This is a genomic window from Microcystis flos-aquae FACHB-1344 (assembly GCF_014698375.1).
GTDB lineage: Bacteria > Cyanobacteriota > Cyanobacteriia > Cyanobacteriales > Microcystaceae > Microcystis > Microcystis aeruginosa.
The window spans coordinates 1-24,187 of sequence record NZ_JACJSW010000151.1 but is presented as its reverse complement, the minus strand read 5'-3'; the positions used below and the strand labels follow the sequence as shown (position 1 = coordinate 24,187).

Genomic DNA, 24,187 nt, shown 5'->3' with positions numbered 1-24,187 from the left:
CAAATGGAGTCACAGAGCGGCTTCTAAAATCTCAGAACTCGCTAAACTAACAGTTTCATTCTCAATAAGCACGAAAATTAAGGCTTTCAGCGTTTCTTAATGAGAATGAGGATTTGGACATAATTCGCCTAAATGCTTACACAGCATGGGTTTGACTGCTTTTTGTATGACCTGAATCCTTACAAAACCTACAATCAGCAACAGGAAATAATGAGGATTAGGTATCGCTTGGGACAGGGGGAGACGGCGGAGTTTCTGGAGTCTCAGGTTAGGGGGGAAGGGTTGAGAGGGCAGTTGGTGGAGTTAGAGAATTTGCTGGGAGAAAAGGTGAGAGAATTGGGGCGGTTGATAGGTGATGAATTAAACCTAAGTAGGTAGCCATGCAGTGTAAACATATACACCACCAATATTATCTATATTTTCAGGTCCAATTTTCTCTTTTTTAAATTTAAATTTTGCTTGTTTCAGCAATTCTTCATACTGCTCACAAGAGACTTTAAAATCTCCCTTTTCCTCCAGACCAGATTGTAAGGCTTGTCTCTCAAGTTCTGCCAAAATCATTTCCCCCTGTCCTTTAGCAATGTCAATAATATGACTGTGGTAATCTTTCAAAGCAGAGTCTCGATCATCCCTATCATTCGGATCATGTTTACGAAGAAATTCATCTCCTACAATCATTAGACCATTAGGCTTCAAATTCTGCTTGATATTATCAAAGTATTTTGCTTTGTCAGCCGTCTTAATATGATGGTCTGCAAACGAGGAAAATATATAATCAAATTCTCCCTCTGGATTGTAAGTACGGCTGTCTTTATTAAGAGTCTTGACTTTTTTATATTGCTCTCTGAATTTACCCTTAAGAATTTGATAGCAATGCCAGTCAATTTCTACGGCCACTATCTCAGTTACATTGGTAATTTTATTTAAGCGGACAGTAAAAATGCCTGTACCTGCACCTAATTCTAATATTCTGATTGGGGAAGAATTGTTGCTACTATGCTCTAAAAAAATTTCGATCATTTTTGACATCATATCTTGATAATAAGCGTGCTTTTCTTCATGTTCATCATAGGGTATTACATCAATATATTCAGACATTTCTATAAGTTTTCTTTCATAGGGAACTAGGTCTTTAAAAATCCTCGCTCTTAGGGAATCAGTCTCTGCTTTCTCTTGGATAGTATGGGGAGGTATAAAAACAGGTATTTTTGAGGATAATAATTTCTCAAATAATTCTTCGTGCTGGGCAATCATGTTTGGATCAGCAATAAAAGAGATATTCTTTTCTTCCGTGTTGTCATCATCATATACTGCAAGCAGCTTGCTTCCTGATACCTCAATAATAGAAAAGTCTTTAGTATTGTTAGCTCCCAAGACATCTGATAGCTTGGTCAAACTTATTGCATAAACATTGTATTTCTTAGAATGTTCTCGGAGAGTTGCTAGATGGTAATCAAACTCCTTTTCAGAGAAAAATGCAAACACTCTAATGTTTTCTGAACACGAAGTTGTTAAAATTTCCCGTCCCATCGGCTGTGACCAAAACTGTTCTTCGACGTTGACGAGAGCGATTGCCTTGACATAACAATTTTCTAGATTTTTTTGTAAAGAAATAAGATATAATGGATACTGAGATGCTGGAAGTGAAAAGGTCGATTCTATATTTCTAGAACGCTCATAAAGTTGAGAATAAGAGTCATAAATAACTCTTTGAAAGCAAAGGTTTTTCTTGACATAAGCATTTTGAGAATTTAGTGTTTCTACTTCATCATGAACCCTGCCGAGGATATTACCTATGTCACGGAAATAAACATGAGGAGATCGTGTTCGCTCTGCCAAAAACTTTTGCCAGTCAGGAAACCAGCCGTTTACCAATGCTTGACACATCTTGTTGTTCCATTCAGAATTCATATCTTGTAGCAATTTTACCCAATCGTCACGGTTAGCAGCTTCAATTGCTTGATAGCGTTTTAACGGCTCAATTAATCTTTCACCAAAATTGATAATCTTAATTTTTTCTAGCCGTGCGACTAGCAAACCAGTCTCAAAGTTTAGCCAAGAGCTTTTAGAAGCACCAGGAGTTAAGCAGACAACGCCAATTTTGGCTTGCTGCGAAGCTTTCATAGTTGCGTCATACCAGTTTTCTCCTGGAGGTATATCACGAGATGATATCCAACTTTTTAGAGGAGAATATTTAAATATTGTGTCGGCGAGATGTTCAGCTAGTGGCTTCCCCCACTCGCCTGACCAAGAGATAAAGACTAGTATCTCCATAAAAAACTCCATTGTAGAGGTAATAATTCTTGAATTTGAAGAGATGAGTGAAGTAAAGAAAGATTACTCGATTATGCCTACTCCAAAAGCCTCATCCCCCACTTGTAGTTTACCTTGTGTGGGCATAGCAATGGCAAACGGAAGATGATATGTAACTGGTTCTCCATCGTCATAAGCCACTACCTCAAACGCCTTGACTGGATCGAAGTTTTCAAAATGGCGTGTGAAGGAAACCCTGTCACTATTAGCTCTTATGATCTGTTCAATCCTAACAATTGTATGGCTTGCCGTAGGCTGTAACTTAACAGGCGCAAGCATTTTTAGTTCTTGAAGGAGGTGAATAGCAGTGCTATAAGCGATCTTATCCGTCTCACGAGCGCCCGTTCTTCCACATTCGGCGATCACTCCAACTCCGCCTAACCGGTTAACTTCGTCTATTGGGACTTAGGCGTTTTCGGTCAGCAAAAAAGGCTCAAACCATTATGGTACAAAGGGTTAACCTCGATTTATGATTTTCCTTGATCTATCTGGGTTTCAGCGATTTTGGGCTTCTCGAAGTAAATCCCAAGCGGGGATTGGAGTTGAGGCTTTTCTCGATTTGTTTTTTGTCTAAGTCCCACTATAAGCATAGTATGTCCTCGATGAACTTCCCAACCGTGAGTATAAATCTCTAATCCCGTCATCCAGAACATTTCCAAATGGCGATTTGTTAAAGCCCCAGCACAAAAAGGTCTTGTTGGAGCAGAGGTTGAATGCAAATCTAGTATATAGTCCATCTCTATCAGATAGGGGGCGAGATCCTTAGCCAATTGAGATTCGTGTCCAAAAGCGTCAGATTTTCCGAAAGCTCTGTTGAGATCAAAGTCAACAAAACGTCTTGTAAGTCGAATGGCTTTCAGATTGGCAACTAGCGTCAGCAAACGACCTCGTAAAAGTCTGCCCCCTACAGCTAACTCACGCTCCAAAACCTCGATAGCATTGAGTCCACAAGTCTCGTCTCCATGCACCCCTCCTACCACACATACCGTTGGACCTAGTTTGCCTGAGTCAAACGACACCAGACGAAATCCTCCCGAATTTACCATCATCTTCATCCACAATTATCTGACTGAAACTTGATCCTAGCTTTTTTGATTTAAACGAATCATCTGAGTAAGCTGGATAGAGAGTAAATAAATAAACCAAGGTATGGAATGGCAAGAATCAAAGGAACATACTTCTCAATCTTGGATAAACGTCTATATTGGATGCGCGGATTTTACTCCAATATTTCCCATTCTCTCTTGTAGCAAGGGAAAGGTAAATTTGGCTCTATTTCGTAAATTACCTGGAATTTCAGAAAGTTAATTTGTTTATATGAATCAATATTGCTACGCCATATAAAACAGAGACAAACTCCCAAAGTTGCTAATATTAGTAGAACAATATATTTATCTTTAGATTGAGGTAACAAGATTTTTTCAACCAGTACAGAAACCAGAAGAGCCCAAGCCAGATAGTAATGACAAATAGAAGGTATTAGTCTTTCCTCTTCTTTCAGTAACTCTATCCATCATCTCCACATACATTTTGTACTGCTCTAAGAGATGAGATTGAAAGTTGGCTCCATAACTTGCTTTTATTGCTTCGTTTGAATTAGGCAGATTTAACTGTTTGTCAGCGTTTTTTTAAAGCGGCTTCTTTTGTTCTTCTTCACTTAGATTTCTATTCATCCTTTCTATCTCTTTCTATCTCTTTTTAGGTTAATTTGCGGTCTCTTCACCTCAGCATTGGGCTTTTTCTTCAGCTAGTGACTTGGCGATCGTGTCAACATCATCAGAGGTTCCGCTACCAATAAGGCCGATCCGTTCTCGCTTGATTGTCGCGGTTGTGTTCAAGTGACCCAGCAGTGCTGTCACCATTTCGGGGTTGGTGACATCCTGTCATCCTGTCCAGCCAGCAAAACCAAGTTTATTAGTTCATTCTCCAATTGTACCAGACTATTTTTATATTCCTCGGCACTAGCTGGTTTTCCATCGGAGCCTGCGGCAAATTTCTCACCACTTTCGCTGGTGTTTTTCGGTAAAGCCTCGGAGGAAGAGTCTTTAGCTAGAGTGGCAGTCACTAAATTAGAACCTTTAGTCTGGTTATTGACTTGTTGTTCCAAGTCGCCGGACTTAGAAATGGTATAGGTTTCTTTAGTATTTTGATAGGTTAGCTCGACTTTCTTGCTCTTACCAGACGAGTCAGCATTAGTGATTTTGATCTTGATGTCATTACCCCAGGTTCCTGGAGTTTGTGCCTCCAGTTTCACCAGCTCTTTGTCGGTGCTATCTTTGATTTTGTAGGCAGCTCTGGTGGCGTTAGTGCCTGTACGAACTGCATAGACAGTCTTACCGCCATTGTTATAAATCTGCTCTAGTGCTTGAATTAAGGTTAGTTGGCGAGCGGGATCAATTTCCCCGAAAATTGCTTTAGCTTCCGAAAAACTGCCAAGAATTTGTACCTCATCCACTGGTCCTTTGGCTGCGGTTCCAACAATTCCGATATTTCCTGAAACAACCTGACCAGCGCTAATCAGTCCTTCATCTCGTACTGTTATGTAAGTACCCGGTAAGATGGCCTCAACCATGAGAGGTTCCTCCTATTTTGGGAAAATTTTAGGTTTATCGTAGCCCCCTGGTTTACTCTTGTCGTTACCCTTGGCAGTCGTGCCAAGCAGAGAATAAACTCACAAGCGAGCCGATTTAATTATAGCTTGCTTTGACTATCCGGAAAGGCCTCTCGGCTTCTCCCAACCAACAACTCTTGCCGATGACTGCTGGTTGTGACTTAGTTTAACTCTTTGAGCCGAAAAAATATTTGGTATTTGATGATTTCTTCTCAATATCTGATTGGTTGAGTATTTTTTTGGCTTATTCTGATTTTTTTTCTTTGAAAAGACCTGTAGTTTTTTATGCTTCAAACTGAAGTGGGGAATATGGGTTAAAATATTAAAAGGATGCTAAAGATGGCGGCTAGAGTTTCCAGAGTGAGCTATCCTAGAAATACTCCTTACTCCATCCTCCCCCATGCTCGATCGAGTTCTCCATAGTCGTTATCAAGTCCAACAGTTACTGGGAAAAAAAACTATCTTAGCTAGGGACAGACACACCACCCAGTTAGTTATCATTAAACTTATTTCTGTTCCTAGGGGGCAAGGGAGTCAGTTGATCGGAGAAATAACTGGTAAAATTGCCCTGTTGCGACAACTCTCCCACCCATCTCTCCCCAAATACCTCGATAGCTTTGAGATAGATTCATCCCAAGAACAAATCATCGCTATTGTCCGACCTTATTTATCAGCGCAGCCTTTAGAAAACTATCTAAACTCCAGTTATTTGTTAGCAGAACAAGATCTCAAACAAATTGCCAAATATCTTTTGGAGATTCTCTCCTATCTCCATCAGCAGGATGTCCCCATTAACCACGGCAATATTAAACTTAGTAATATCCTCTTTGATACCCAGTCCCATCGTTTTTATCTAGTTGATTTTGCCTTTGATTCCGATTCTCCCACCACGGACTTACAGGATATAGGTAAAAGTTTGATTAGTTTAGCCACGGGGATTAAGCATCGTTACATACCCGAAAACTTTGAACAAAAAACTAATCTAAGTGCTTTTTTCATCTATTGGTTAAAAAGATTATCAAACTCCCCCCCAGACTCTCATTTTCGTTCGGTGACAGAAGCTTTAGCCAGCTTATATAGTTGTCAATTGATCTTAGTATCTATTGGCAATCTGACCAAACCCTACGGCAGCGAAGTTACTGTTTATAAAAAAGATAATCTCCTGCAAATAAAAATCGCTAGTAAAACCAAACAAAAGTTTTTCAACAATCTCAAAACCCAGTTAAGACAGTTTTTACCATCCCTATTCTTTACGATCATTCTCTTAACCATAGTCGGTATTTATGATCTCAAACTGGTCGCTTTTTTAATCCCGATTATCCTAATTTTTCTGCTCAATTTAATCTCCTCTAGTTTATCTTGGCAGTTATGGAAATCTTTTTGGCAGGGGGAACTAGAGTTAAAACTTACCCCCAAAAAAGTTTCTCTCTACCAAAAACTCTGGGGGCTAAAATTTAAACTAACTGCCGATGCTGCTAGTTCCGAAATTTATAGTCTCCTCCGTCGCAATGTCACCGTCACTATGCAGGGAGAAAATGTTAATATTATTCCTCCTTCTCTGGTTCTCGTTGCCAACCATCGAGAATATGTTATCACTGCCAGTGAAGATGTTAGCGAAGCGGAATTAGATTGGTTGGCACAACAGTTAAGTGATTGGCTACGTTTACCGATTACGAGAATTTAAGGTGTATTAAGCTAAGTTAATACACCCCAAATTTATCTGATAACATCTTCCGATTTAATCAGATGCGCTTCTAGGAACCAGAGACGTTTATCGATGTCCCGGGAGATTTCCGTATAGAGATCTGCTGTGTCGGCATCCCCTTGATTGCCAGTGGTATCAATAGCAGAACGAAGATGGGCGGCGTATAAGGCATAACGTTCGGCTAAAGCAACGATATGTTCACTACCATCGACGATATCAGCCGGATATTCCGGCAGAATCGAGTTAGCGGCAGCGATGCGCGCTGTTCCCAAAGCGGTTCCACCTAAAGCGGTAATCCGTTCTGCTACCATGTCCCCATAGCCTTCTAATTCCGTGGCCATTTCGTCGAATAGGCTGTGCAATTGGTAGAAATTTAAACCTTTTACATTCCAGTGGGCCTGTTTAACCTGAGTTTTTAGGTCTAAACTAGCGGCAAGGGTTTGGCTTAAGATTTCAACCACAGCTTTGCGGATATCTAATGCTAAATCGATACGAGTGGCGTAGTATTGTCCCGTGGTTTTGGTTTTGACTGGAGTGGCTACCATAATCTTTCTCCTTGATCAGTTAACAGAATACTCGATAATTTTCTCACTTGTGTCCGTGTAGAGGGGACTGATTTTGATCCTACAATTAAGCTCAAGTTATACACATCCCCTTTCAGAATTGATTAACATCGCCCTCAGCCGTCAGCTAGATAATAGTGTTGATAACTAGAAAAATGGCTAATTAATTGAAAAATCAGAGGCTGATAGCTGATAGCTGATTAATTATGCTCCTAAATAAGCCGCTAATTCTTCCGAACCGCCAATTAATTGCCCGTTAATGAAGACTTGTGGGGTGGTGGTATTACCACTCATGGCCCGCAGAGAACGACTGGTGGCATCCCGTCCGAGGATAATTTCTTCGTATTGTAGGCCTTTTTCTTCTAACATTTTCTTAGCCCGGAGGCAGTAGGGACAGCCGACTTTCGAGAAAAGAGAGACTAAAGGCGGTTTTTTGGCTTCTGGGTTGATGTAGTGTAACATCGTTTCTGCATCGGAGACTTTGAAAGGATCTCCCGGTTCTTCTGGTTCGATGAACATTTTCTCGATAACACCATCTTTGACTAGCATCGAATAGCGCCAAGAACGTTTACCGAAACCTAAGTCAGCTTTATCGACTAACATCCCCATTCCTGCGCTAAATTCGCCGTTACCGTCGGGAATCAAAAGGATATTATCACATTCTTGGTCTTTTGCCCACTCGTTCATGACAAAGGTATCATTCACCGACAAGCAAACAATACTATCTACGCCATTTTCCCGAAAAACTGGGGCTAATTCGTTATATCCGGGTAAATGGGAGGTGGAACAGGTGGGAGTGAATGCCCCGGGTAAGGCAAAAAGAACAACGGTTTTTCCTTTGAATAATTCCTCGCTGGTGATGTTCACCCATTGATTATTTTGACGTACAGGAAAGGTGACATCGGGAACTCTCTGCCCTTCTCGGTTTGGTAGCATAATCGTCAACTCCTAATTGCTCAGTCGTACTCATTTTGAGTTTGTCTAAATTAAGTGTACTCATAACGACTATGAGTTGTCAACAAGTATTTATACTTAAATTAGTTACTGAAGGCAACAGGCAAGAGTCTCCAAGAAGGAATCTGGCAATTCTCCCACCTAAAAAGAAGATTAGAAATAAGGTTTTAGATTCGTCCCTTGTTATCAGTTACTTCTGTCTCCTGTATACTGTCTCCTGTCTCCCCCCGCAACGCGCACGAAGTGGTCTCCCCACTTCCCCACCTCCCAATTCATAATTCATAATTGATAATTCATAATTCCCACTTCTCCCCACACCCCAACCCCTTTTTTTACTGAAAAATGATGTTTTCCTTCCTGAAAAAAAGCTATAAATGGCTAGGACTAGCGATAATAACGGTGATTTTGGCGATTACACCCGCCGTCATTGCCCAATCAACCACTAGCACCATACCTCTGGCAAAAATTAACTGGTTACAGGCGATTTTTTTGGGATTTGTGCAGGGAGTGACAGAATTTTTGCCGATTAGCAGTACCGCTCATCTAAAAGTGATTCCCGTCTTTTTGGGTTGGGGAGATCCCGGTGTCACCTATACGGCAGTGATTCAATTGGGCAGTATTGCGGCGGTATTGTCCTATTTTTGGCAGGATTTAAGGCAAATATCCACAGGAATGGTGAAAGCGGTGGCTAGTTCCGATTATCGTTCCCAGGATTTTCGTTTGGCCGTGGGGATTATCCTAGGCACAATTCCGATCGTTTTCTTCGGTTTGTTAATGAAACTTTTCATTCCCGATTTAGATAATTCCCCCCTGAGAAGCATGACAGCGATCGCCTGTGCCTCCATAGTCATGTCTTTACTCTTAGGTACGGCCGAAAAAATCGGGAAACATAAACGCAGTTTTGAGACTTTGCGACAAAAAGACGGGGTTTTAATGGGATTAGCCCAAGCTTTAGCCCTAATACCGGGGGTATCTCGTTCTGGGTCCACCTTAACTGCCGGGTTATTCATGGGTTTAGAAAGGGCCGTAGCGGCGCGATTTTCCTTTCTGTTGGGGATTCCGGCGATAACTTTAGCCGGTTTAGTGGAATTTAAAGGCGTTCTCGACCAGATTAACACCAGTGAATTAATTCCCCTCGCTATTGGGGTAATTTCCTCGGCGATATTTTCCTATCTTTCGATCGCTTGGTTATTAGATTATCTCAAAAAACAGAGTACCTGGGTTTTTGTCTGGTATCGTCTCTTTTTCGGGGTTACTATCCTGATTGGTGTAGCCTTGGGGCGTTTTTCCTGACCTTTTGGCATTCTAATTAATTTCTAAAAAATCTTGCAATTTTTTTAGATAAGTAGGGGCATCTTCTAACATGGGAAAGTGAGCAGTATTAGCCATCTCCACATACTGGATATTATTATTCAAATCCGCCGCCATTTTGCCCATTTTGGCGGGGATAATAATGTCTTTTTCCCCTGATACTAAAAGAGTTGGTACCTTAATCTCAGCAAATTTACCCGGCATAATTTCCACTGCCTTTTTACTCACAGATGTATAAATTGTGCCTAGGGCTGCCTCATAATCCGCCGCTAAAAAATCTTCTAAAAAAGCAATTCTTTCTGATTTTGGGATCGATCGATGCAAAAATCTCGCCATAAATAATCGATCGGCAAAAGGTACTTTTAAAAACCAATCATAACGAAACTGTACCACATACTTACCGAATTTATGGAAGGCAGCAAAAGCCGCTTTATTATACTCAAAAATGCCATTACAGGTTAAAATTGCTTTGACCACTCTTTCGGGGTACATAGTAATAAAAAAAGTCGCCACCGATGCCCCCATAGAGTGACTATTGAGATAGACTTTTTCAATTTCCAAACTATCTAAAAACAAGGCCAAATCAAGGGCATATTCTTCTAAATCGTAGGAAAGATCAATAGATTTTTCTGGCAATTTAGACCGACCAAAACCGCGCATATCGTACAATAAACAATCAAAGCGATCGCAAATTGCCGCAGCGGTTGATCGCCAATAGCGTCCCGATCCTCCCCAACCATGAATAAACACCATAACCGGCTTTTTCTGGGCAGATTCTGACCCCCGAATCCACTCGTAATAGTGGGGAACACCGCGAACAGTGACTGTTTTATCGATTATTTGAGTTTTCATGATAGTTAAGTAGGGAGGTACAATTATTTGTAGGATGGGTTAGCGGTAGCGTAACCCATGCGGGCGTTGGGTTTCATGCTTCAACCCAACCTACGTTCATCTTATATTTAATTCCACCCACCTACTTAGATACCTAGCCATCCTCGTAAAGAGTTTTGCCAACGTCGCGCATCTGTGTCCGATAGTCGTCCGATTGTCTTAAGGATAACGAACGAGAACGATTTCAAGCTTCGAGTAATCGTTCATAGATGTCGTCTTCCAGATTATCCCAAATCTTAGCCAGTGCAGTTTCGCTGACTTTTTGCCAGAAATCCGAGTTTGTCTCCTCCGGGATGAGGGTGACTAGAACTCTAGTACCCTCTGGAATCGGCACGGATTCGAGGAGTTCGATCCGGCCTTCTTTGATGATCGCAGGAACGGTGTTCAGCATGGTTAACCTCGATTTTTCCCCTTAAGCGGATTCTTGACTGGGTAAAGAGGAAGGATGAACCAATAGCTCTGCCGTGGAACGTTTTTCCACCATTTCGCGGGTGATTAAACATCGTTTCACGTCCTTGCGCGAGGGCAATTCGTACATGACATCGAGCATTAATTCCTCGACAATACCCCGCAGGGCCCGGGCCCCGGTTTTGCGACGATAGGCTTCTTGGGCGATCGCTAGGACGGCATCAGATTTAAACTCTAACTGTACATTGTCCATCTTCAACAGTTTTTGATACTGTTTCACCAAAGCGTTGCGGGGTTGGGTCAGGATAGCGATTAAAGCTTCCTCATCCAGGGGTGACAGTGCCGCTAGGATGGGAATCCGACCGACAAACTCTGGAATCATGCCAAATTTGACTAAATCATCGGGAGTCATTTGTTTTAATAACCCTGCCGCTACCTTATCCTTACTAGCTTGGCCATCTCCCGGTTGAATAAAGCCCATGGATTTTTTACCGAGACGCTGATCGATCACCTTATCTAAACCGACAAACGCCCCACCGCAGATAAACAGGATATTGCTGGTGTCGATCTGAATACAATCCTGATAGGGGTGTTTGCGGCCGCCTTGGGGGGGAACATTGGCGATCGTTCCCTCTAACATTTTCAGTAAAGCTTGCTGTACCCCTTCTCCGGACACATCCCGGGTAATCGAGGTATTTTCGCTCTTGCGGGCAATTTTATCGATTTCATCGATGTAGATAATGCCCCGCTGCGCCTCTTCCACGTCTAAATCTGCCACTTGTAACAGACGCAAGAGAATATTTTCCACATCTTCCCCCACATAACCGGCCTCGGTTAAAGTGGTGGCATCGGCGACAGCAAAAGGTACATCGAGGATTTTGGCCAGAGTTTGAGCTAGAAGGGTTTTTCCCGATCCTGTGGGACCAATTAACAGAATATTAGATTTTTGCAGTTCGATGCTATCTTCCGGATTGCCGCCACCGGCTTTTTGGGTTTGGATATCTTTGAGGCGTTTGTAATGGTTATAAACGGCCACAGAAAGCACTTTTTTCGCCTCATTTTGACCAATAACGTAGTCATCGAGGTATTTTTTAATCTCTCTTGGTTTGGGAATTTGTTCCCAAGTGGTTTTGTTTTGGCCCGATCGCCGTTTGTTGGGGCGTTCCTCCACTGGGGCGACCGGACTAGGCGGTTCCATCAATTCCTCATCGAGAATTTCGTTACACAGTTCCACACACTCGTCACAAATATAGACCCCCGGCCCGGCGATTAATTTTCGCACTTGTTCCTGGGATTTGCCGCAAAATGAACACTTGAGGTGGGAGTCGTATTTAGACATAGTTTATTATTTACAGGGAAGTAACGGGAACGGTAGGATCGGGCAGTTCGGGACGGGAAATCACCTGATCGATTAACCCATATTCTTTGGCTTCGACGGCCGACATGAAAAAGTCCCGTTCGGTGTCGTTGGCGATGCGATCGTAGGGTTGACCGGTGTGGTGAGCCAGCATGGTATTGAGTCTCTGTTTAATATAGAGGATCTCTTTGGCTTGGATGGCGATATCACTAGCTTGACCTTGGGCACCGCCGAGGGGTTGGTGAATCATGATCCGGCTACTGGGTAGGGACATCCGTTTACCTGCCGCGCCGCCACAAAGCAGGAATGCTCCCATACTAGCCGCTAAACCGAAACAAATTGTCGCCACGTCGGGGCGAATTTGTTGCATGGTGTCGTAGATAGCCAGTCCGGCATAAACGGAACCACCGGGGGAGTTGATATAGAGTTGGATATCTTTTTCGGGATCTTCTGCTTCCAAGTAGAGGAGTTGGGCGACGATCGAATCAGCGACCTGATCATCGACGGGGGTTCCCAAAAAGACAATTCTCTCGCGCAAGAGTCGAGAATAGATATCAAAAGCCCGTTCACCCATGCCAGACTGTTCGATTACCACGGGTAAAACGTTAGCTAGGGAGTTTCTCCCCGTGTTGGCGTAGATAGCAGGGCGACAATTACTGGTAATTGGGTAGTCAGGTGATCTCGATTCGAGCATAATTTTTTCGGTTCCGCTATCACAATCTTAGGGTTTTTGCTTGGCTGTGGAGCTTTTATTGGCAAATGTTAAGCATCTTTAGCACTTCTGTCCATCTATTATGCCCTAAGTTTCCCCCGGTTGGCAGGAATCGGTTATCAGTTATCAGGAGATGGGGGAATGGGGGAATTCAACTAATACCCCAAAACCCTAAAACCCCAACACCCAACACGACTGCTAACTCCTTACGGTTCTTCCTCGGCTGCCAACACTTCCACTTCGGTGAATGCGAAGGTTTCTTCCGTTTCCTCCTCCTCGCTTGTTTCTTCCTCTAGGGAACCTTTGGGGACAAGGGTGATAGTAGCTTTTTCTTTCAGCCATTCCAGGGTGTTTTCCGCCAGCATTTCTTCAGTGATCACCTGTTCCAGACGCTGCATATCTATGTCGCGATCGGACAATTGGGCCATGATATTAGCGATTTTTTCCGCTACCGCTTCGGGACTGACTTCAATGCCCGCGACTTTAGCCAATTCCTGCACCACCAGAGTCTCTTTCAGACTTTCGATCGCATCGGGACGGGCGTTTTCCCGCATTTTGGGAATATTATCTTTTGTAAACAACTGGTTGACATCTAGCCCCATTTGTTGGAACTGCATGAAGCTTTGGGTCAAAATATGCGTCACTTCCTTTTCGATCAGCGTCTCCGGTAAATCTAAAGTCGCACCCTTGACTAATTCCTTGGTTAAAGCGTCATCAATGCTTTCTTTGGTTTCCTTCTCCGCTTGTTCTTGGAAACGTTTCTCTAAACTTGCTCTTAATTCGGCGATTGTTTCCTGATCGCTGACTTCTTGGGCAAAATCGTCGTCAAGCTCTGGTAATTCCTTCGCTTTTAACTCTTTCATCGTAATTGTAAAGATTACCGCTTTTGCTGCCACATCTTCTTTGGGATAATCTTCCGGGAAAGTTAAAGTCATCTCTTTGACTTCTTCCGGTTTCATGCCGATAATTCCTTCCACCATACCCTCGATAAAGCGTCCTGCTTCCATATCCACCCGCAGATCTTCGCCGTCAATATCCGGGATATCCTCGCCAGTTTCGGCGGATTTGCCCCGATAATCAACGATCGCCACATCTCCCAGCTGCGCCCCGCGATCTTCCACGGGAACCAATGTTGCTAACTGTTCTTGACGCTCTTTAAACCAATTTTCCACGGATTCGGGATCATAAACGGTTTCTTCGGCAGTAACGCTCAGATTTTCGTAATCTCCGAGAATAATTGTCGGGGCCACATCCAGGGAAACTGAAAAAGTCAAAGCTTTACCCGGTTCATAGGCAGCGATCAAATCCTCAAACTTAGACAATAGCTGTGGATTGCCCAGGGACTCGATACCCTCCTGTTTCAGGGCAGATTCGAGGCAATTTTCAATTAATTCCTCAATTACCGCCGCTTTTACCGCCTTAGTTCCCAATCTTTGCAGAAGGATCTGACGGGGAACCTTGCCGGGGCGAAAACCGGGTATATTGGCCGACTTCGCTAAATTCTTGACCACTTGCTCGTGGGTGTTTTTCGTGGTTTCGGCGGGAATTTCAATTTCTAAACCTATCTGACTGGCAGGAAGCTTTTCCTGAATAACTTTCATTGATTTTTCTAGCTCTTACGACAAGGAACGTTTATAATAGGGTGAGCGGTGTTTACGCCTGCGGTGGATCCGTCCCGCTCATGATATTCTAGGGGAATAGCTGCAGTTGTTCCCCAAGCTGTCACAATCTTTTTATTTTAGCGGTCAATGGGGTATATTTAACTTATTCCGTCCTTGGGGCAGTTAAGCCCAATCAGAAAATTTTGCTGATCAAAAGCCGATCAATCCAAGTTTTAGAATAACTCGGTGGACAAAAAAGATTTTTTACTGTAACGATTTCTTCGGATCATTATCATCACCCAACTCGTCAGGAGGTCACACAATTTGAGTCAAAAAGTACGGGTCGCTATTTTAGGAGCCACCGGGGCCGTGGGAACGGAATTACTAGAGTTATTAGCTAGTCGTCAATTTCCTCTCGCTAGTCTAAAATTACTGGCTTCCGAGCGTTCTGCTGGAAAAACCCTCGATTTTCGGGGCGAAAGTCTCCTCATCGAAGCGGTAAACGAGCGCTCTTTTCAGGACGTGGATATAGTTCTTGCTTCTGCGGGGGGGGCCACCTCGAAAGCTTGGGCGAAAACTATTGTCGAGTCGGGTGCGACGATTATCGATAACTCCAGTGCTTTTCGCATGAATCCCGAAGTGCCTTTGGTTGTCCCAGAAATCAATCCCGACAGTGTGGACAATCACCGGGGCATTATCGCTAATCCCAACTGTACGACAATTCTTTTAGGAGTGGCGATCTGGCCTCTCCACCAAGTACAGGCGATCGAGCGAGTAGTAGTTTCTACTTATCAGTCTGCTAGTGGTGCTGGAGCGCGAGCCATGGAGGAGGTAAAACAGCAAGCGCAAGCAATTCTTGATAATCGGCAACCTCCCACTAATTCCTTCCCCTATCCCCTCGCTTTTAATCTTTTTCCCCACAATACCCCGATTAATGGTCAAGGGTACTGCGAGGAAGAAATGAAAATGGTCAACGAAACCCGCAAGATTTTTGCTTGTCCGGGGCTGCGGGTTAGCGCCACCTGTGTAAGGGTTCCCGTGCTGCGGGCCCATTCGGAATCGGTTAACCTAGAATTTAGTCAGCCTTTTTCTGTGGTGAAGGCTAGAGAGATTCTTCAGTCCGCTCCGGGGGTAAAATTAGTGGAAGATTGGGACGCTAATTATTTTCCCATGCCAATTGATGCTACCGGTCGCGATGAAGTATTAGTGGGACGCATTCGTCAAGATATCTCCCATCCTAACGGTCTAGAATTGTGGCTATGCGGCGATCAAATTCGCAAGGGTGCGGCTTTAAATGCTGTACAAATTGCCGAACTTTTAGTCAAGAAAAATCTCGTCGGTTCAAGATTAGCAACAGTTTGATAATTAAGCGATCAGCCATCAGCTAAATCAAGGCGATAATAATTAGAAAAATAGCTAATTAACCGGATAAGTAAAGTCTGAAAGCTGATTGCTGATCGCTCAAAAACTGGTAACAAAGGCCGAATCTAAAACCTAATTTGTGAAGCTAAAGGCTTCGATGTACTTAGTTGATAACCTTCTTTTTGGGTAGGAAAATTGCCAGATTCTTTCTTTTGCCTCTTGCCTGTTGCCTCTTGCCTTCAGAAGCTGATAACTGATAACTGATAACTGATAACTGATAACTGATAAATGAGTGAAACAACATATTTTGGACGAGTAATTACGGCGATGGTGACTCCCTTCACCGTCGAGGGTCAAGTTAATTATGCCCTGGTGGAAAAATTGGCCGATTATCTAGTTACCCACGGTAGCGATGGTATAGTGGTCTGTGGGACGACGGGAGAATCACCCACCCTAAGTTGGCAGGAAGAGTACGAACTATTTAGTATTGTCAAAAAAGCGGTTAATGGTCGGGGAAAAGTGATTGCGGGGACGGGTTCTAATTCCACTTCCGAAGCGATCGAAGCTACCCAACAGGCTGCTAAACTGGGTTTAGATGGTTCTTTACAGGTGGTTCCCTACTACAATAAACCTCCCCAAGAGGGTTTATACGAGCATTTTCTGACCATTGCCAAAGCTTGTCCCGATCTGCCGGTGATGCTTTATAATATCCCCGGTCGCACCGGTCAAAATATGACCCCAGAAACGATTATTAAACTGGCAGCAGTTGATAATATTGTGGCGGTAAAAGAAGCTAGTGGTAATTTAGAACAAACCTGTAAGATTTACTGTCATACTCCTGAAAATTTCGCTATTTATTCTGGCGATGATTTTCTTACCTTACCCCTAATGACCTGTGGTGCGGTGGGGGTGGTCAGTGTTGCTAGTCATCTAGTGGGAGAAGAAATTCAAGGAATGATTCAAGCTTTCTTAACTGGAGATGCAGCCAAAGCGATCGAGATTAACTTGAAATTATTTCCCCTGTTTAAAGGTTTATTCTGTGCCACTAATCCAATTCCAATTAAAGCGGCCTTAAATCTAGTCGGTTGGGAGGTGGGGGGTCTAAGACTTCCTTTATGTTCCTTAAGTCCCGAACTAGAAGAAGGATTAGCAAAAATTATGCAAGAATTGGCCTTAATCTAGAAAAATACTAGAAAATTTGGCTAACTAAACTAGGATTTTTTCGAGAAAGTAGGTTATAATATTAATAGCTTAACTAGAAGAAAAGAAATATAGTTTAGAACTGCTAGAAAGTATTGATACTAAGTGAGTTTAGCTAGGTGTTATTTCCCTAGTTCGACTTATTCTAACTATTCATTTTTTGAGATTTCCCGTCCACAAAACCCACCTGAAAAATCACCATAACTTACCATCAAAGGACACCTAATGAATCAAGATAAAACCCAAGCAAAACTAAAGATCATTCCCCTAGGAGGACTACACGAAATCGGCAAAAACACCTGTGTTTTTGAGTACGATGATGAGATTATTCTCCTGGATGCCGGTTTAGCTTTTCCTTCCGATGATATGCACGGGGTCAATGTAGTGCTTCCCGATATGACTTATCTAAGAGAAAATCGCCATAAAATTAAGGGTATGATCGTCACCCACGGTCACGAAGATCATATCGGTGGCATTCCCTACCATCTCAAACAATTTGATGTACCAATTATCTACGGTCCGCGTCTAGCGATGGCTTTATTGCGGGATAAATTGGAAGAAGCAGGATTAGCAAATCGTACCAAATTAGAAACCGTAGTTCCCCGGCAAATGGTGCGTTTAGGTAAATCTTTCATGGTGGAATATATCCGCAATACCCACTCGATCGCCGATAGTTTTTGTGTAGCAATTCACACTCCTTTAGGGGTAGTTATTCACACAGGAGATTTTAAAATTGACCATACTCCCGTCGATGGCGAATTCTTTGATCTACAAAAAATTGCCGAACATGGCGAGAAAGGGGTGCTATGTTTATTGAGTGATTCCACTAACGCAGAAGTAGCCGGTTATACTCCCTCGGAAGCTTCCGTTTATCCCGGTTTAGAGCGGGTTTTTAACCAAGCAACGGGACGGATTATGATTACTACCTTTGCTTCCTCGGTGCATCGGATTAATCTGGTGTTGAAATTGGCCCAGAAATTTAACCGGAAAGTGGTGGTAGTGGGTCGATCGATGTTAAATGTCATCGCTCATGCGCGTAACTTGGGGTATATAAAATGTCCCGACGATATATTTGAACCCTTGAAAGCGACCCGCAATTTAGCCGATGATAAAATCGTCATTTTAACTACAGGCTCCCAGGGGGAACCTTTAGCAGCCATGACGCGGATTTCTAAGGGTGAACATCCTCATATTCGTGCGCGTCAGGGGGATACGATTGTCTTTTCCGCTAATCCGATTCCGGGTAATACGATCGCTGTAGTCAATACAATTGATCGCCTGATGATGCAGGGGGCTAACGTTGTTTACGGACGCGATAAGGGAATTCACGTTTCCGGCCATGGTTCCCAAGAAGACCATAAATTGATGTTATCTTTGACGCGGCCGAAGTTTTTTGTGCCAGTGCATGGAGAACACCGAATGCTGGTCAAACACGCTCAGATGGCCCAAAGTATGGGTATTCCCGCCGAAAATATGGTAATTGTCAAAAATGGTGACACGATCGAGTTAACTGGCGATCGCATTGGACTTGGCGCGCCAGTGCCTTCGGGAATCGAGTTAGTCGATCAAGCGGGTGTAGTCCACGAACACATTATGCAGGAAAGACAACAGTTAGCCGAAGATGGTGTGATTACGATCGCATCCTTCGTTAACGGTGAGGGACAATTAAGCGCACCTCCAGAGATTAATTTGCGCGGTGTGGTCACAAAAGTGGAAATCTCGCTGCTGAATCAGTTAATTATTCGGGCGATCGAACGCTGTTTAAGCGATCGCATCGGTGAATTTAAAACCGCCACGGGAGTCCAGGATTGGGCCGGTTTGCGGGCCGAAATCGAGACGACTTTGCAGCGTTTAATTAAACGGGAGTTACAGAGTCAACCTCTAGTGATTTTCCTCCTGCAAGCGGCGGCAACGGAACCAGCGAACAATCGTACTTATCGCCGCCGTCGTCCCGCAGCTACCATGGCCTCCTAATAGCAGTGGGACAGGAGACTCCCAGACAGGAGACTCCCAGACAGGAGACTCCCAGACAGGAGACTCCCAGACAGGAGACAGGAGATTATTTTTATTTATCCTTCCCATCCCCCCACACCCCACTTCCCCACTTCCCCACTTCCCCACTTCCCCACTCTCCCACTTCCCCACACCCCACACCCCACACCCCACACCCCACTTCCCATTGATAACTGACCATGTTCCATGCTGCCGATTTGCGATCGCTGCTGACCGCCGTTGCCAGGGGAGAAATTAACCCAGAGACAGCCTTAGATAAACTTAAACATCTGGCCTTTGAACCGGTGGAAGACTTCGCTAAAATTGACCATCATCGTCAATTAAGAACGGGATTTCCGGAGGTTATCTGGGGGCCGGGTAAAACCACCGCTCAAATCGCCCAAATCATCAATGTTTTGCGTCAAAATAGTCCCGTGGTTATGGCCACCCGCATTGAAGCAGAGACAGCAGCGCAGCTACAGGAACAGGTGACAGACTTAGTTTATTATCCCTTAGCCCGCATCTGTGCCATTGCCGCAGCTGCCCCAGAAAATCCCCCAAAAGGGATAATTTCCATCCTAACGGCGGGAACTGCCGATATTCCCGTAGCGGAGGAGGCGGCGGTTACTGCTCAATTATGCGGTTTTTCCGTGCAGCGTCTCTGGGATGTGGGGGTGGCGGGAATTCATCGCCTCTTGAATCATCGCCATCTATTGGATGCCGCCGATGTGTTAATTGTTGTTGCGGGAATGGAAGGAGCCTTACCAAGTGTGGTAGCGGGATTAGTTGATCGCCCGGTGATCGCCGTTCCCACCAGTATCGGTTACGGAACCAGTTTCGGCGGTATTGCTCCTTTGTTAACTATGCTCAATTCCTGCGCGGTCGGTATCGGTGTGGTTAATATCGATAATGGTTTTGGGGCTGCCATGTTAGCCGGCCAAATTTTACGCACGGCGGCCAGATTAGCCTAGATTTTCCCTCATCTCAGGCTGAAGATCCTATACAGTTGGTATAGGGATAAACTACTTTGAAAAAGAAGCCGATATGCACCTAAGTGAAATTACTCATCCCAACCAGTTACATGGTTTATCACTCCGTCAATTAGAAGATATTGCCCGTCAGATTCGCGAAAAACACCTCCAGACGATCGCCGCTACCGGTGGACATTTGGGACCGGGGTTAGGAGTCGTAGAACTAACGATCGCCCTTTACCAAACCCTCGATCTCGATCGAGATAAAGTCCTTTGGGACGTGGGACACCAAGCTTATCCGCACAAACTCCTTACCGGTCGCTATAATGATTTTCACACCCTGCGCCAAAAAAATGGCGTTGCGGGCTATCTAAAACGTTGCGAGAGCAAATTTGACCATTTTGGGGCTGGACACGCCTCTACGAGCATTTCTGCGGGGTTAGGAATGGCTTTAGCCCGGGATGCCAAGGGGGAAGATTTCAAGGTGGTATCGATCATCGGGGATGGCGCTTTAACCGGGGGTATGGCCCTAGAGGCGATTAACCATGCTGGACATTTACCGAACACCAACATCATGGTTATCCTCAACGATAACGAGATGTCCATTTCCCCCAACGTCGGGGCAATTTCCCGCTATCTCAATAAAGTTCGTTTGAGCGAACCCGTCCAGTTTATCGCCGATAATCTCGAAGAACAATTGAAACATCTACCCTTCTTCGGTGACTCCCTCACTCCGGAAATGGAACGAGTCAAAGAAGGAATGAAACGGTTAGCAGTTCCCAAAGTCGGCGCTGTCATTGAGGAATTGGGCTTTAAATATTTTGGCCCGATTGATGGTCATAATATTCCCGAATTAATCGCCACTTTTAAACAGGCCCATAAGGTCCACGGACCGGTTTTCGTCCACGTTGCCACCGTGAAAGGCAAAGGCTACGAATGGGCCGAAAAAGATCAAGTGGGTTATCATGCCCAAAATCCCTTTAATTTAGCCACGGGTAAACCGATTCCCTCCAGTAAACCGAAACCTCCGGCTTATTCTAAAGTTTTCGGGCATACTCTCACTAAATTGGCGGAAAATGACCCGCGCATTATCGGTATCACCGCCGCTATGGCCACCGGGACGGGATTAGATAAATTTCAGGCAAAACTACCGAAACAGTACATCGATGTGGGAATTGCCGAACAACACGCCGTTACTCTCGCTGGTGGTCTTGCTTGCGAAGGAATGCGCCCGGTTGTCACTATTTACTCTACTTTCCTGCAGCGGGCTTTTGATCAGATTATTCATGATATCTGCATTCAAAATCTACCGGTTTTCTTCTGCATGGACCGGGCCGGTATTGTCGGGGCCGATGGACCGACTCACCAAGGGATGTACGATATCGCCTACCTGCGTTGTATCCCCAATATGACCATTATGGCCCCCAAAGATGAGGCGGAACTGCAAAGAATGGTGGTAACGGGGATTAATCATACCAGCGGCCCCATTGCCATGCGTTATCCCCGGGGCAACGGTTTAGGGGTTCCCCTGATGGAAGAGGGGTGGGAAGCTTTACCCATCGGTAAGGGCGAAATTCTCCGCAGTGGCGATGATATTCTCCTGTTAGGATACGGCACTATGGTCAACACTTCCCTACAGGTGGCCGAAATCCTCAGCGAACACGGCATCGAAGCCACAGTGGTTAATGCTCGTTTTGTCAAGCCCCTTGATACAGAACTTATCTTTCCCCTTGCCCAACGTCTTGGTAAGGTGGTGACTTTAGAAGAAGGTTGTTTGATGGGTGGTTTTGGTTCTGCGGTTTTGGAAGCTTTACAGGATGCTAATATTCTAGTTCCGGTCAAGCGTTTCGGGGTTCCCGATAAATTAGTGGACCACGCAAAACCAGAGGAATCTTTCGCTGATTTGGGTTTAACCAGTCCCCAGATTGCCCAACAGGTTTTAGCGGCATTTTTTAGCCAAAAACAAACCGCTAACGTCGGTTAAAATCTCAAGATTAGCTTGGCCAGTTTTCCCGAAAAATTAGGGAAGACTGGTTTTTTTGGTCTAGATAGTCAATGAAGACTGCCAGCAATAAATAGTGAGGGGAACGAACCACTCCAGACACAAAGGACACAAAGATCGATCACTACTATAGAAGTTAAATTTATCACACAAAGAATAAGAGAGTCCAGTAGCTTTAAGAGCATCAGCCATGAGTTGGTCAACAATGACAGTGTTAGTTCTCGTAGTATCCCTAGTTGTGTATAGTAGATTAAACCCCTTGCATAATTAATTTGTGAGGGTTCAAAAATGAGAAAAAAGGTTAAATTTTGTCAAGAAATTGCTTAAAGTTTTCTAAAGCCACTTGACTTAAAGACAGAATTGTGCATAGTAGAAGTAGGCGGAGAGAAGATTGGACGATTACAAGCAACTGAATTACCTATGGAAAACCAACTTTGGCAGCGAATCACCCTCGATTTAAATATCTGTCATGGCAAACCTTGCCTTCGAGGATTGCGTTATCCTGTTGAATTTATCCTAGAATTACTTAGTTCTGGCATGAGTATCGAAGATATTTTAGCCGACTACGATGATTTGGAACGGGAGGATATTCTAGCGGCGTTATTGTTTGCCACTCGATTAACTCAGGTAAAAAGCATCTACCAAATTGCACCATGAACTTTTTAGTCGATGCTCAATTGCCAGTTCGTTTAGCTCGTTTTTTGCAAGCTGCTGGTCATGATACAATTCATACTAAAGATTTACCCCAACAAAATGCCACGACAGATGCAGAAATTAACGCTCTTTCAATTCAACAAAATCGTATTGTTATTACCAAAGACACAGATTTTCTCGATTCATTTTTGATTAGTCAAGAACCTTATAAGCTTCTGCTAGTGACTACGGGTAATATTACGAATGTTGAATTAGAAGCATTATTTCAGAATAATTTACCTCAAATAAAAGCACTTTTTACTCAACATTCCCTAATAGAAATGAGTCGCAACTCAATCATCGTTCATCAATAATTTTACCCGGAGTGCTGTGTATGGTTTCATCAGTTCATCGTATGGCTTCTGGCGTTGAAACAAATTTTGTTTTAAAGCTAACCTTTGAGCAAGAGCAGAATAGGAGGATATGTCAACCATGTTAAGCACTGATCTAGAGATAAGACTAGCAGCTTTAGAAGCTGAAGTAGCACTGCTTAAGCGTTTGCTACCTACTGTCAGCGAAACTCCCTGGTGGGAAAAAATTGTCGGCACTTTTGCTGACGATCCGGTTTACGAAGAGGCAATGCAGTTTGGTCAAGAGTACCGTCAGTCTCTAAAACCTTTAGCCGAGGAAGCATCCGAACCCTGAAATGTATCTCCTTGACACCGATCATATTACTATTCTCGATCGCGGGGGACAACCGGCACAACAATTGCTGAAAAAACTGGCTGCTATTACGAGCAGCGAAGTTGCCACCACAATTATCACCTACGAAGAACAAATGCGGGGATGGCTCAGTTACATAGCCAAGACCAGTTCGATTGAAACCCAAGTTGTTGCCTATCGAAGGCTAGAAAAGCACCTCGCTAATTATCGCACGATTCCCATTGTCGGCTTTGATGAAAAGGCAGGTCAAGTTTTTCAAGAACTTCGGGTAACTTACCCTCGTTTGGGTTCGATGGATTTGAAGATTGCTGCTATCTCAATGGTTAATCAGGCTATCCTGCTGACGAGAAATCTCTCAGATTTTGGGCAAATTGCCGGTTTAAGAGCAGAAGATTGGACGATTACAGGCAACTGAATTACCTATGGAAAACCAACTTTGGCAGCGAATCACCCCCAGAGATAATTTATGTTTGTTTTTATAAATGCACGTCATCAGCTATCGAAGACTACGAGAATTTACGAATAAACACGCTGATTCCCGAATAGCTTTAGAGAATTGGTATAAAATTGCCAGTAAAGCGATTTGGTATAATTTAGTTGAGGTTCAAACAGTATTTCCTAAAGCAGAAGCAGTTGGTAACTTTACTGTTTTTAACATTAAAGGGAATAGTTATCGTCTCATAACCAGTATCGATTATCAGAAGCGGCTAATTTATATCAAGTATGTTTTAACTCACGCTGAATACGATAAGGAGCAATGGAAAAATGACCCTTACTTTTAATCCAGAAAAATACAAAGAATTACTAGCTCGCCATTTACCTAAAGTTATTAAAACAGAGGCAGAAAATGAAAAAGCTTTGGCTATTGTGGAAGAATT

Annotated in this window: 25 protein-coding genes and 2 pseudogenes; 13 read left to right on the top strand and 14 right to left on the bottom strand. The window is 43.7% G+C overall.

The features are described from left to right. Nucleotides 1–366 precede the first annotated feature (366 nt). The 6 genes from H6G48_RS13865 to H6G48_RS13850 all read right to left on the bottom strand — a co-directional run bounded on the left by H6G48_RS13865 (nt 367) and on the right by H6G48_RS13850 (nt 4,885). Nucleotides 367–2,274: a methyltransferase domain-containing protein gene (locus H6G48_RS13865; RefSeq protein ID WP_190722214.1), complete on the bottom strand. Its 1,908-nt coding sequence runs from the start codon at nt 2,272–2,274 to the stop codon at nt 367–369. A gap of 63 nt (nt 2,275–2,337) precedes the next feature. Continuing rightward, nucleotides 2,338–2,679 carry a hypothetical protein gene (locus tag H6G48_RS13860; RefSeq protein WP_242034646.1) on the bottom strand — a complete coding sequence of 114 codons (342 nt, stop codon included), beginning with the start codon at nt 2,677–2,679 and terminating at the stop codon, nt 2,338–2,340. A 101-nt stretch (nt 2,680–2,780) separates the two neighbouring features. After that, nucleotides 2,781–3,368, bottom strand: coding sequence for a M14 family metallopeptidase (locus tag H6G48_RS13855; RefSeq protein ID WP_242034645.1), 588 nt, complete (start codon nt 3,366–3,368; stop codon nt 2,781–2,783). Between the two features lie 164 nt (nt 3,369–3,532). Then, nucleotides 3,533–3,769: a RipA family octameric membrane protein gene (locus H6G48_RS27500; RefSeq protein ID WP_479724318.1), complete on the bottom strand. Its 237-nt coding sequence runs from the start codon at nt 3,767–3,769 to the stop codon at nt 3,533–3,535. Continuing rightward, a complete protein-coding gene (locus H6G48_RS27495) occupies nt 3,735–3,896 on the bottom strand; it encodes a RipA family octameric membrane protein (protein ID WP_423202543.1) in 162 nt (53 codons plus the stop codon). The genes H6G48_RS27500 and H6G48_RS27495 overlap by 35 nt, the downstream gene beginning before the upstream one ends. A gap of 272 nt (nt 3,897–4,168) precedes the next feature. Continuing rightward, nucleotides 4,169–4,885 carry a hypothetical protein gene (locus H6G48_RS13850; protein ID WP_242034644.1) on the bottom strand — a complete coding sequence of 239 codons (717 nt, stop codon included), beginning with the start codon at nt 4,883–4,885 and terminating at the stop codon, nt 4,169–4,171. A gap of 439 nt (nt 4,886–5,324) precedes the next feature. Here H6G48_RS13850 and H6G48_RS13845 point away from each other — a divergent pair, with 439 nt between their 5' ends. Continuing rightward, nucleotides 5,325–6,608 (top strand): protein kinase domain-containing protein, encoded by a 1,284-nt coding sequence (locus H6G48_RS13845; RefSeq protein ID WP_190722213.1) that lies wholly within the window; start codon nt 5,325–5,327, stop codon nt 6,606–6,608. A 32-nt stretch (nt 6,609–6,640) separates the two neighbouring features. Here H6G48_RS13845 and dps read toward each other — a convergent pair whose 3' ends face one another. Beyond that, the gene (dps, locus tag H6G48_RS13840; RefSeq protein WP_002758588.1) at nt 6,641–7,174 is read right to left on the bottom strand and encodes a DNA starvation/stationary phase protection protein Dps; all 534 of its coding nucleotides are present in this window, start codon (nt 7,172–7,174) and stop codon (nt 6,641–6,643) included. A gap of 222 nt (nt 7,175–7,396) precedes the next feature. Next, entirely contained in the window at nt 7,397–8,128 is a 732-nt protein-coding gene (locus tag H6G48_RS13835) for a glutathione peroxidase (RefSeq protein ID WP_190722212.1), read from the bottom strand. Between the two features lie 360 nt (nt 8,129–8,488). Here H6G48_RS13835 and H6G48_RS13830 point away from each other — a divergent pair, with 360 nt between their 5' ends. Then, the gene (locus H6G48_RS13830) at nt 8,489–9,439 is read left to right on the top strand and encodes an undecaprenyl-diphosphate phosphatase (protein ID WP_190722211.1); all 951 of its coding nucleotides are present in this window, start codon (nt 8,489–8,491) and stop codon (nt 9,437–9,439) included. A gap of 12 nt (nt 9,440–9,451) precedes the next feature. On the opposite strand, the gene H6G48_RS13825 is transcribed toward H6G48_RS13830, so the two are convergent. From H6G48_RS13825 to tig, 5 genes are all read right to left on the bottom strand, one after another. Next, nucleotides 9,452–10,309, bottom strand: a complete 858-nt coding sequence (locus H6G48_RS13825) for an alpha/beta fold hydrolase (protein ID WP_190722210.1) — start codon at nt 10,307–10,309, stop codon at nt 9,452–9,454. A gap of 223 nt (nt 10,310–10,532) precedes the next feature. Further along, nucleotides 10,533–10,739: a hypothetical protein gene (locus H6G48_RS13820; protein ID WP_002797389.1), complete on the bottom strand. Its 207-nt coding sequence runs from the start codon at nt 10,737–10,739 to the stop codon at nt 10,533–10,535. 21 nt (nt 10,740–10,760) lie between these two features. After that, nucleotides 10,761–12,095, bottom strand: a complete 1,335-nt coding sequence (gene clpX, locus H6G48_RS13815) for an ATP-dependent protease ATP-binding subunit ClpX (protein ID WP_190722209.1) — start codon at nt 12,093–12,095, stop codon at nt 10,761–10,763. A 10-nt stretch (nt 12,096–12,105) separates the two neighbouring features. Beyond that, a complete protein-coding gene (gene clpP / locus H6G48_RS13810; RefSeq protein ID WP_002797385.1) occupies nt 12,106–12,807 on the bottom strand; it encodes an ATP-dependent Clp endopeptidase proteolytic subunit ClpP in 702 nt (233 codons plus the stop codon). Between the two features lie 224 nt (nt 12,808–13,031). After that, entirely contained in the window at nt 13,032–14,426 is a 1,395-nt protein-coding gene (tig, locus tag H6G48_RS13805; protein ID WP_190722208.1) for a trigger factor, read from the bottom strand. A 324-nt stretch (nt 14,427–14,750) separates the two neighbouring features. Here tig and H6G48_RS13800 point away from each other — a divergent pair, with 324 nt between their 5' ends. The 5 genes from H6G48_RS13800 to dxs all read left to right on the top strand — a co-directional run bounded on the left by H6G48_RS13800 (nt 14,751) and on the right by dxs (nt 21,935). Then, nucleotides 14,751–15,788 (top strand): aspartate-semialdehyde dehydrogenase, encoded by a 1,038-nt coding sequence (locus tag H6G48_RS13800; RefSeq protein ID WP_190722207.1) that lies wholly within the window; start codon nt 14,751–14,753, stop codon nt 15,786–15,788. A gap of 288 nt (nt 15,789–16,076) precedes the next feature. Next, on the top strand, nt 16,077–16,970 hold the full coding sequence (gene dapA / locus H6G48_RS13795; RefSeq protein WP_190722206.1) for a 4-hydroxy-tetrahydrodipicolinate synthase: 894 nt from the start codon (nt 16,077–16,079) through the stop codon (nt 16,968–16,970). 243 nt (nt 16,971–17,213) lie between these two features. After that, nucleotides 17,214–18,962, top strand: coding sequence for a ribonuclease J (locus H6G48_RS13790; RefSeq protein WP_190722205.1), 1,749 nt, complete (start codon nt 17,214–17,216; stop codon nt 18,960–18,962). 218 nt (nt 18,963–19,180) lie between these two features. Continuing rightward, a complete protein-coding gene (gene larB, locus H6G48_RS13785) occupies nt 19,181–19,951 on the top strand; it encodes a nickel pincer cofactor biosynthesis protein LarB (RefSeq protein WP_190722204.1) in 771 nt (256 codons plus the stop codon). Nucleotides 19,952–20,024: 73 nt separating this feature from the next. After that, entirely contained in the window at nt 20,025–21,935 is a 1,911-nt protein-coding gene (gene dxs / locus H6G48_RS13780) for a 1-deoxy-D-xylulose-5-phosphate synthase (protein WP_190722203.1), read from the top strand. A gap of 68 nt (nt 21,936–22,003) precedes the next feature. On the opposite strand, the pseudogene H6G48_RS27490 reads toward dxs, so the two are convergent. Then, nucleotides 22,004–22,145 (bottom strand): annotated as a pseudogene (locus H6G48_RS27490) (type II toxin-antitoxin system VapB family antitoxin). A 228-nt stretch (nt 22,146–22,373) separates the two neighbouring features. On the opposite strand from H6G48_RS27490, the gene H6G48_RS13775 reads away from it, so the two are divergent. From H6G48_RS13775 to H6G48_RS27200, 6 genes and pseudogenes are all read left to right on the top strand, one after another. After that, nucleotides 22,374–22,610, top strand: coding sequence for a DUF433 domain-containing protein (locus tag H6G48_RS13775; RefSeq protein ID WP_002758607.1), 237 nt, complete (start codon nt 22,374–22,376; stop codon nt 22,608–22,610). After that, nucleotides 22,607–22,960 (top strand): DUF5615 family PIN-like protein, encoded by a 354-nt coding sequence (locus H6G48_RS13770; protein WP_002777887.1) that lies wholly within the window; start codon nt 22,607–22,609, stop codon nt 22,958–22,960. Before H6G48_RS13775 ends, H6G48_RS13770 begins: the two co-directional genes overlap by 4 nt. Nucleotides 22,961–23,078: 118 nt before the next feature. Continuing rightward, nucleotides 23,079–23,291, top strand: a complete 213-nt coding sequence (locus H6G48_RS13765; RefSeq protein ID WP_002797374.1) for a hypothetical protein — start codon at nt 23,079–23,081, stop codon at nt 23,289–23,291. A 1-nt stretch (nt 23,292) separates the two neighbouring features. Further along, a complete protein-coding gene (locus tag H6G48_RS13760) occupies nt 23,293–23,724 on the top strand; it encodes a type II toxin-antitoxin system VapC family toxin (protein ID WP_190722202.1) in 432 nt (143 codons plus the stop codon). A 67-nt stretch (nt 23,725–23,791) separates the two neighbouring features. After that, nucleotides 23,792–24,091 carry a type II toxin-antitoxin system HigB family toxin gene (locus tag H6G48_RS13755; protein ID WP_002777884.1) on the top strand — a complete coding sequence of 100 codons (300 nt, stop codon included), beginning with the start codon at nt 23,792–23,794 and terminating at the stop codon, nt 24,089–24,091. Next, nucleotides 24,075–24,187 (top strand): annotated as a pseudogene (locus H6G48_RS27200) (transcriptional regulator); the annotation flags it as partial. The gene H6G48_RS13755 and the pseudogene H6G48_RS27200, both read left to right, overlap by 17 nt.